The following is a 9,918-nucleotide window of genomic DNA, read 5'->3' as shown; positions in this document are numbered from 1 at the left end:
AGGTTGATGGAAGGAATGAGAATAGATGTCGATTTCTGTATTAGTTGGCGCCCAGTGGGGCGATGAAGGCAAAGGCAAAATGGTGGATTATTTCGCCAAACAGTCTGATTTAATTGTTCGGTTTCAAGGGGGCGACAACGCCGGTCATACGGTTATTAATGAGTATGGTGTTTTCAAACTTCATTTAATTCCCTGCGGTGTTTTTAACAAAGATTGTCAATGTTTAATCGGAACAGGCATGGTTGTTAATCCGGATGTTTTACTTGAAGAAATGCAACAGATCATCGACGCAAAGTTAAGTCTGGAAGGACTCAAAATATCAGCAAAAGCTCATATCCTCATGCCCTATCATCAAAAACTGGATGAACTGATGGAAGCCAGCGGCGGCATTGGAACCACCAAGCGCGGCATCGGTCAAGCATATGCTTATCGGGCGATGCGAAAAAACCTGCGCTTTGAAGATTTGTTAAATCTTGATAATGCTAAAAAGAAACTGGAAAGCATTGTCCCAGTGGTCAATGACCAAATGGCTTCCTATCAGATAGAACCCTACACAGTAGAAGCTTTGTTTGCCAAATGTCAGTTCTGGGCCGAAACCTTTGGTCATATGATTGTCAATCCGGTTGGTTATTTACATGAGATGATTGACGCTGACAAGAATATTCTTTTCGAAGGCCAATTGGGGGCCATGAAAGATATTGATCTGGGGATTTTTCCCTATGTTACTTCGTCCAACCCGATTGCTGCCTATGCCGCCGTCAGTGGCGGTTTTCCGGCCAAGAAAATCGATAAGGTCATTGGCGTGGCCAAAGCCTTTTCCAGTGCCGTTGGCGCCGGGCCTTTCCCCACCGAAGAATTTGGTGGCACCATTGATATCCTCCGGGGTACCGGCGAAAAACCGGATGACGAGTTTGGCGCCCGCACCGGCCGGTCCCGTCGCTTGGGCTGGATTGATATTCCCGTGCTGAAATATACCCATGCGATTAATGGCTATGACGAATTGGCCTTATGTAAAATTGACAAGCTGGATGATCTGCCGGAGATTAAAATCTGTGTCGATTATCAATTAGATGGCCAATTGGTCACCAGTTTTCCCAATACCGAAGACCTGGAACGGGTCGAACCGGTTTATATAACCCTTCCCGGCTGGATGAGTGATACCACTGGTATCCGTCGACTGGAAGATTTACCAGAGAATGCAAAAAAATACATTAAAACAATTGAAGACTTGGTTGGAACGACCATTGCCTATGTAGGTGTTGGCCCGAACCGAGAGGACTTAGCAATTCGATAAATGTGCTAAATTGAAATACCTGGTTGCGTGCAATCAGGTATTTTTTGGAAATAGTCAGCGCTTAAACCTACTGTGGTGAGCTTTGCTCCCTCGTTATATCAAACAATTTTTACACTGTACGTCGTACAGGCTATCGCCTGTTCGCCTACACGTTACAAAATTGTTTATATAACGAGACATCAAAGCACTTTACTGTAGTAGTTGAATTTTGCAAGTACTTAGAGAAACTATATAAATGGAGGTAAACAATGTCTTATTACAAACGAGATAAGCGGGCCTGGCTGGTGCTGTCGGATGGCAGTGTGTTTGAAGGCTATAATTTTGGGTGCGAAGGCACTACCATTGGCGAAATTGTCTTTACGACCGGGATGACCGGTTACCAGGAAGTACTCACTGACCCATCTTATTATGGACAGATTGTCCTGCAAACCTACCCCTTAATTGGTAATTATGGGATCAACGCTGATGATATGGAATCGGAACGAAGCTGGATCAACGGTTATATTACCAAAGAATGGTGTGAAGAACCGTCGAATTTTAGAAATACGCACAATATTAACGAGTTTATGATTGAACAGGATAAAATCGGGATCTGGGATGTGGACACCCGGGCCATTACCCGGGTAATCCGGGAACATGGTACCATGAACGGTGCCATTACCACCGAAGATATTGAAACGACCAAAGAAGCGCTGATGGAAAAAATCCGCGATTTTAAAGTGGTCAATCCGGTGCAGGCCGTAACCCGCAAAAACAAGGGCTGGTATTACAGCCAGGTCAATCGGGCGAATCACGTGGCCCTGATTGATTATGGGTACAAACATAATATTCTGCGGATGTTGCTGCGCTTAGGCTGCAACGTCACCGTGATGCCGGCGAATACCACGATTGAAGAAATCCGGATGCTGAATCCCGATGGGATCATGCTGTCCAACGGACCGGGCGATCCGGCCGAAAATATTGAAATTATTGCAAATCTCAAAGATTTTGTTAAATATGGCAAGCCTATTTTTGGCATCTGTTTGGGCCATCAGTTGCTGGCACTGGCGATGGGCGGGGAAACCTTCAAACTGAAATACGGACACCGGGGCATGAATCAACCAGTTAAAGATGTTACCCGGGACCGGGTTTTTATTACCAGCCAGAATCATGGCTATGCGGTGGTACCGGAAAGCATTTCTGCTGAAGTGGGAAAAGTGACCCATTTCAACCTGAATGACGGCACCTGTGAAGGGGTTGCATATCCGGATATCCACGCCTTTACGGTGCAGTTCCATCCCGAAGCCAGCGCCGGCCCCAATGATACCGGATATTTATTTGAACAATTTACTGATCTTATGGAAAGGGGGCAACAAGGATGCCTTTAAGAAGCGATATTAAACGAGTCCTGGTGATCGGCTCCGGCCCCATTGTCATCGGCCAGGCGGCCGAATTTGATTATGCCGGCACCCAGGCCTGTAAAGCCTTAAAAAATTACGGGCTGGAAGTCATCCTGATTAATTCCAACCCGGCGACCATTATGACTGATAAGGCCATGGCGGATAAAATTTACATTGAACCCTTAACCCTGGAAGTCATCAGACGGATCATCCTGATGGAAAAACCGGATAGTATTCTGTCTACCCTGGGCGGTCAAACTGGTCTGACACTGTCGATGCAGCTGGCTAAAGAAGGGTTTTTGGATGCCCATGGCGTCAAACTGCTGGGCGCCAACCTGGAAACCATCGAAAAAGCCGAAGACCGCCAGGCCTTTAAGGATATGATGCGGGAAATCGGCGAGCCCTGTATTCCCTCCGAAGTGGTCGTCACCATTGCGGACGCAGTCCGTTTTGCCGCCACCATCGGTTATCCGGTGATCGTCCGTCCGGCCTTTACTTTGGGCGGAACCGGCGGCGGGATCGCCAATAACCAGCAGGAACTGGAAGAAATTGCCACCCACGGCATTCGCTTATCACCGATCAGTCAGATTCTGGTCGAAAAAGGCATCGCCGGCTGGAAAGAAATCGAATTTGAAGTCATGCGGGATGCTAAAGGTAATGTCATTACCGTTTGTAGTATGGAAAACTTTGATCCGGTCGGAATTCACACTGGTGACTCCATCGTCGTGGCACCCTGTCAAACCCTTAGTGATAAGGAATTCCAGATGCTGCGGACCTCAGCCCTGAAAATTATTTCCGCTCTGAAGGTTGAAGGCGGCTGTAATTGTCAGTTTGCCCTGAATCCGGAAAACTTTAACTATGCCGTGATCGAGGTTAACCCCCGGGTTTCCCGTTCGTCAGCCCTGGCGTCAAAAGCGACCGGCTATCCGATTGCCAAGGTTGCCAGCCAGATTGCGATTGGTTTCTCGCTGGATGAAATCATTAATGAGGTCACCGGCACCACCACCGCCTGTTTTGAACCGGCCCTGGATTACATTGTTGTTAAGTTCCCGCGCTGGCCCTTTGATAAATTTGTCTATGCGAAACGAACACTGGGTACTCAGATGAAGGCTACCGGTGAAATTATGTCGATCGGCTCCAGCTTTGAACATGCGATGATGAAGGCGATCCGTTCGATTGAATTGGGGATGGAAACATTAACCATCGAACGGCTGGTGGAAGCCAGCGATGAGGAAATCATGAAAATGCTGGCAGATTCTGATGATGAACGTTCCTTTGTGGTTTATGAAGCCATCAAACGGGGTGTCGCCCTGGATACCATCTTTGCCATTACTAAAATTGATAAATGGTTTTTAGATAAGCTCCGCCATCTGGCGGTGATGGAAAAAGATCTGGCGACTTTGGGTTTAACCGAAGAACGGGTTCGAGTGGCCCGGGAAATTGGTTTTCTGGATAAAACCATCGAGGAATTATCCGGCGAAAAGATTCAGGAAGATCCCAAAACCTATGCTTCCTTTAAAATGGTTGATACCTGCGCCGGCGAATTTGCGGCCCAGACCCCCTATTTTTATTCAACCCGGGATAAAGAAAATGAAGCGGCTTTATTCATTGCCGAACATCCCTCTGGTAAGGAACGGATTCTGGTGCTCGGGTCCGGCCCAATTCGAATCGGTCAGGGAATCGAGTTTGACTATTGTTCGGTACACTGTGCCTGGGCGCTGCGGGAAAAAGGCTATGAAGCCATTTTCATCAACAACAATCCAGAGACTGTCTCCACTGACTTTGATACCTCGGACCGACTTTATTTTGAACCGCTGACTAAAGAAGACGTCCGCTCAGTGGTGGAAACCGAAAAACCGATCGGTGCCATTGTCCAGTTCGGTGGCCAAACCGCCATCAAACTGACCCGCTATCTCGAAGAAATGGGTGTTCCGGTGCTAGGCACCTCCCCGGCCAATATCGATGCTGCCGAAGACCGGGAAGTATTTGATCAGCTGCTGGAATCCTGCAATATCCGCCGTCCTGAAGGTGAAACCGTGTATACGACCACCGAAGCGGTGGAAGTGGCCGAACGATTAGGCTTCCCGGTACTGCTGCGACCTTCCTATGTATTGGGCGGGCAAAATATGATCATTGCCTATGAACGGGAAGACGTGGTGGAGTATATGGATATTATCACCGCGGTGGAACTGGAAAACCCAGTTTTGATCGATAAATATCTGATGGGCAAGGAAGTCGAAGTGGATGCCATCAGCGATGGCGAAAACTACCTGATTCCAGGAATCATGGAGCATATTGAACGGGCGGGGGTTCATTCCGGCGATTCGATTTCGGTTTATCCGCCGCAGACGCTGGATCAACGGACCAGAGATACCATCATCGACTACACCGGCCGTCTGGTTAAGGCGCTGGATATTGTTGGGATGGTCAATATTCAATATGTCATTTTTGAAGATGAAGTCTACGTGATTGAGGTCAACCCCCGATCATCGCGAACCGTGCCTTATATTTCCAAGGTCACTGATATTCCAATGGTCAACATTGCCACCAAAATGATGCTGGGTGACAAGCTGGCGGATCTCGGTTATGCCCCGGGGCTCTATCCCGAAGGCGAGTATGTGGCAGTTAAGGTGCCGGTGTTCAGTTTCTCAAAACTACAGGACGTCGATACCCAGTTGGGTCCAGAAATGAAATCCACCGGGGAAGTGTTGGGCGTGGCCAAAACATTTGCCGATGCGCTTTATAAAGGCCTGGTGGCTTCCGGCCGCAGTATGGAACGCTCCGGCGGGGTGCTGCTCACCGTTAAAGACCGGGATAAGGAAGCGATTGTGGAAATTGGCCGCCAATTCCATGAAATGGGCTTTGTTATCTACGGCACCGTGGGAACGGCGCTGATTCTCAACGAAAACAAGATCCCCACCAAGGTGGTTCGGCGACTGGCCGAAAGCAAGCCGAATATTGGCGATCTGATCGAAAGTGGTAAGCTGAACTATGTTATTTCGACCTCCAGCAAGGGTCGGATGCCGCATCATGATGATGTTCGGATGCGACGAAAATGCGTGGAAACATCAATTGCCCTGCTGACCTCCTTAGATACCGCCCAGGCGCTGCTGGATTGTTTAAAATCCAACCGTACCATGGCCGAAATCGAACTGGTGGATATTAAAGAAATAAGGTAAATACCGCTATTTTTAACAAAAGAACTTATTCAATCGCATTGAATAAGTTCTTTTTATTTGGTAGAATGGAAAGTACTTTATATAATGACAAAAAAGAGAAAGGATAACAGATGATCACGAAGTCTAAAAAGATTAAAGCCAGTTTTATTGCGGTATTGACTGTTGTTCTTTTTTTTGCGCTGAGCTGGTATTATATATCGCTGATTAATCAAGCCCTGAGAGCGCAGACCTTTTTATATCTTTCGGAACTTGGCACCCGGGGTGCGGATCTGGTTGAAAGCAAGGTCAATAATGAGCTGGAGAGTTTACAAACGACCAGTAAACTAATTGAAGCCAGCGGTAATTTTGATCAGGAACATATGCTAAGACTGATCAAATTGGAAGCTGCTGAGGGAAATTATAAGCGGATGGGGATTGTCCTGCCTAACGGGGATGTGATGACCTCCGATGGGCTATCTTATAACATTGCCTATCGGCCTTATTTTCAGGAGGCTATCAAAGGGCGCGTGGCAGTATCGGACACTATCAACGACTACACCGACGAAAAACCGATCAATGTTTATGCCGTCCCCATTTTTCAGGAGAATCAGGTGGTGGCTCTGGTGCTGGCTTCGGTGAACACCGAAGATTTGAAAAAATATCTGGAAGTGGGCAGTTTCTCGAACCAGGGCTATTCCTACATTGTCAAAGCGAATGGGGATGCGGTGGTTTCCTCGGTGCATGTCAACAGTCCGGGTGAGTTTGAGAATATCCTAGAGCTGATTAAAAAGGCCGATTTGCGAGAGGGTGATGATTTAAAAACCATTATCGAAAATATGGCCACCGGAAAAAGCGGCAGTTTTACCAGCTTTTATGGGGGGATGGAACGGCATACCATTTATAAACCCCTGGCCATCAATGACTGGTATATGATGTCCGTGGTGCCGACCCAGGTGGTCAGTGCCCAAACCAGACAGATCAGCTGGTATTCCTTGATGCTGATTGCCGCTGCCCTGCTGGCCATGACCTTATTGTTTGTGATCATTCTGTTTTACCAGGATCGTTCAAAAAAAAGACTGGAACGGATTGCCTATGTGGATGAGGTCACCGGTGGTAATAACTGGCAGAAATTCAAACAGGAAGCTGCTGAAATTCTGGAATCAAAAACGGTAACCAATTGTGCCTTGTTAAGCTTTGATATTGACCGCTTTCGCTTTCTTAACGAAGAGTACGGTCATGAAAAGGGCGATCAGGTGCTCCGGATGGTCGTGGGGATCCTGGAAAACCGGATGGCCAAACAGGAAAGCTATGCCCGGGTATCCGGGGATCATTTTGCGATTCTTTGTGTTAGCGATGACCGGGATAAAATAACCCGGCGGATTAAAGAATTTAACCGGGTTTTGAATGAAGAGCGAGAAGCTATCGGCATTAAGGAACGGCTTTCATGTCATTTTGGCATTTATATTATTGAAGACAAACAGGGAAACCTCGAAAAAATCAGAGAAAAGGCCAATATGGCCCGGATTGCGGCCAAAACTGCAGAAAACCAGCGCTGGTTTTTCTATACTGATGCCTTTAGGAAAAAAATTGGCGATGAAAAAGAAATTATCGATCAGATGGAAGATGCCCTGGAAAACCGTGAGTTTGAAATGTATCTCCAGCCCAAGTATAATCTCCATATTAATGATTATTGTGGTTGTGAGGCGCTGGTGCGCTGGCGGCACCCTCAAAAGGGGCTGATCTCCCCGGGGGAATTTATTCCCATTTTTGAACAAGCCGGGTTTATTAAAAAGCTGGATATGTTCATGCTCAAAGAGGTTTGTAAAGTTTTAAAGCGTTGGGAAGAAAAAAAATATCCGGAACTGGCGATTTCGGTTAATATTTCCCGAAAAAATCTTAAACAGACTGATTTTATCGAAAATGTTTTAAATATTACCAATCAATATCGAATCAATCGGGGTAATCTGGAAATTGAGCTCACCGAATCCAGTATTTTTGAAGACGTTGATCGGATGATCGAGATTGGCCAGGCCGTTCGGAATTATGGTTTTAAAATGTCCATGGACGATTTCGGTTCCGGTTACTCCTCCATCAATCTATTGGGGAATCTGCCCCTGGATGTCATTAAGATGGATCAGGGCTTTTTTAACAATAACCTCAATCGCGAGCAGAATCTTATTGTCGTGGAGTCTACCATTAATATGATCAAAAAACTGGGGATGACGGTGGTGGCCGAAGGCATTGAAACCGAAGCCGAGGTGGAAATGTTAAGAGCACTCGGTTGTGATATCATTCAGGGGTACTATTTTGGCAAGCCGATGACGGTTGATGAGTTTGAAAAGCAGATCTTCGGAAGTGATTTTAGTGGAGAAAGAGGAAAAAATGGATGCGAATAAAATGGATACAAAAAATCTTCGAATTGGTGAAATTCTCAAGAATGCAGGATATGTAACCGAAGAACACCTGCAGGAGGCACTGGTTTATCAGAAAATAGATAAGAGTAAGAGATTGGGTAGTATTCTGGTTGACTACGGCTATCTGACCGAGGTTCAGCTGCTCGATGCGCTGTCAAAGCGTTTGAATGTTGAGGTGGTAAATCTTCCGGACATTGTCATTGATTTAAAAGCAGCGGCAAAAATTCCCCAGAGTACTGCCATCAAATACAATCTTATTCCCATCAATAACGAAAACAATCGCTTGTTGGTGGTCATGAATGATCCCATGGATTTTTATGCGATTGAAGACATCAGACTGATAACAAATCTACCCATTGATGTAGTGCTAGGCGGAAAAGCGGATATCCAGGCCGCGATTCAAAAAGTTTATACTGAAATTGAAGCCAGAAAGGCCGCCTCTACTGCCAACAAGGCAGTGATTGGCGGTAGTATTTCCTCAGTCGAAAATATTGTTACCAACGAAGGGGATGCACCGGTAGTCAATCTGGTCAATACCATTCTTTTAAAAGGACATAATACCGGAGCCAGTGACATCCACATTGAGCCCTTTGAAGATAAAACCCTGGTGCGGATGCGCGTTGATGGTTTAATTGTGGAGTATATGGCCTTGTCAAATACCCTTCATCAATCGATGATCGCCCGGATTAAAATTTTATCAAACCTGGATATTGCCGAACGTCGGGTTCCCCAGGATGGCCATTTTCGGGTGATTATTGACGGTGTCGATATGAACGTGCGGACTTCCAGTATTCCTACGGTTTACGGTGAAAAACTGGTACTGCGGTATTTAAGTATGAATACCGCCCTGGATCATGCCGGTCAGTTTGGCATGAATGATCAGGATTACAAGAAAATCATCAAAATTCTCCAGAGTCCCCATGGGGTGGTTTATATCACCGGTCCCACCGGAAGTGGAAAAACAACCACCCTGTATATGATTCTGGAAATGCTGAGCCGACAATCCGTAAACATTGCCACCATCGAAGATCCGGTGGAACGAAAAATGGCTGGCGTTAATCAGAGCCAGGTGAATGTTCTGGCTGGATTGACCTTTGACTCCGGGCTGCGCTCAATTCTTCGTCAGGACCCCGATATTATCATGGTTGGGGAAACCCGTGACAGTGAAACGGCGTCGATTGTGGTGCGAGCGGCCATCACCGGACATCTGGTGCTTTCGACCCTTCATACCAATGATGCGGTATCGGCCATTGTCCGGCTGGAAGATATGGGGGTTGAACCCTATATGGTGGCCAGTTCATTAACCGGTGTGGTGGCGCAACGGCTGGTGAAAAAAATATGTAACAATTGCAAAGAACAGTATGTCACCAATGAAATCGAAAGATTGCATTTGGGAGAAGACGTCAGAACACTTTTTAAAGGGCGAGGCTGTCACGTTTGTAATAATACCGGATATAAGGGTCGTGTGGCCATTCATGAAATTCTGGCGATTGATAAAAATCTAAGAACCTTGATTTCAAGAAAAGCTTCTGTTGATGATATTTATGCTTATGTTGAAAAAAACCGGATGATTATCCCATTGCGGGACAGTGTTGCAAACCTGGCCAGAGCTGGAGTTACCACCATGGAAGAATATTTAAAACTCTCGTACTACGTGGAATAAAGGAGAAAAA

The 9,918-nt window shown here is 46.4% G+C and carries 5 protein-coding genes; all 5 read left to right on the top strand.

Annotated features, from left to right (window positions below; all coding sequences use genetic code 11):
• Positions 1 to 25 precede the first annotated feature (25 nt).
• The 5 genes from ACEW8F_RS16435 (at position 26) to ACEW8F_RS16415 (ending at position 9,908) form a co-directional block, all read left to right on the top strand.
• Positions 26 to 1,294, top strand: a complete 1,269-nt coding sequence (locus ACEW8F_RS16435) for an adenylosuccinate synthase (protein WP_373484545.1) — start codon at positions 26 to 28, stop codon at positions 1,292 to 1,294.
• 248 nt (positions 1,295 to 1,542) lie between these two features.
• Positions 1,543 to 2,661 (top strand): glutamine-hydrolyzing carbamoyl-phosphate synthase small subunit, encoded by a 1,119-nt coding sequence (gene carA / locus ACEW8F_RS16430; protein ID WP_373484544.1) that lies wholly within the window; start codon positions 1,543 to 1,545, stop codon positions 2,659 to 2,661.
• On the top strand, positions 2,652 to 5,852 hold the full coding sequence (gene carB / locus ACEW8F_RS16425; RefSeq protein ID WP_373484543.1) for a carbamoyl-phosphate synthase large subunit: 3,201 nt from the start codon (positions 2,652 to 2,654) through the stop codon (positions 5,850 to 5,852). The genes carA and carB overlap by 10 nt, the downstream gene beginning before the upstream one ends.
• Before the next feature lie 110 nt (positions 5,853 to 5,962).
• Positions 5,963 to 8,227 carry an EAL domain-containing protein gene (locus tag ACEW8F_RS16420; protein ID WP_373484542.1) on the top strand — a complete coding sequence of 755 codons (2,265 nt, stop codon included), beginning with the start codon at positions 5,963 to 5,965 and terminating at the stop codon, positions 8,225 to 8,227.
• On the top strand, positions 8,214 to 9,908 hold the full coding sequence (locus ACEW8F_RS16415) for a GspE/PulE family protein (protein WP_373484541.1): 1,695 nt from the start codon (positions 8,214 to 8,216) through the stop codon (positions 9,906 to 9,908). Before ACEW8F_RS16420 ends, ACEW8F_RS16415 begins: the two co-directional genes overlap by 14 nt.
• The last annotated feature ends 10 nt before the right edge of the window (positions 9,909 to 9,918 follow it).

This window comes from Acetobacterium sp. (assembly GCF_041752335.1).
In the GTDB taxonomy this organism is placed as follows: domain Bacteria; phylum Bacillota; class Clostridia; order Eubacteriales; family Eubacteriaceae; genus Acetobacterium.
Note: the sequence above shows the minus strand (reverse complement) of the source record. Positions and strands in the feature narration are given on the sequence as shown.

Bases quoted from the DNA above. Each gene is read 5' to 3' on its own strand.
- ACEW8F_RS16435 (WP_373484545.1), top strand. From the start codon at position 26: ATGTCGATTTCTGTATTAGTTGGCGCCCAGTGGGGCGATGAAGGCAAA.
- carA (WP_373484544.1), top strand. From the start codon at position 1,543: ATGTCTTATTACAAACGAGATAAGCGGGCCTGGCTGGTGCTGTCGGAT.
- carB (WP_373484543.1), top strand. From the start codon at position 2,652: ATGCCTTTAAGAAGCGATATTAAACGAGTCCTGGTGATCGGCTCCGGC.
- ACEW8F_RS16420 (WP_373484542.1), top strand. From the start codon at position 5,963: ATGATCACGAAGTCTAAAAAGATTAAAGCCAGTTTTATTGCGGTATTG.
- ACEW8F_RS16415 (WP_373484541.1), top strand. From the start codon at position 8,214: ATGGATGCGAATAAAATGGATACAAAAAATCTTCGAATTGGTGAAATT.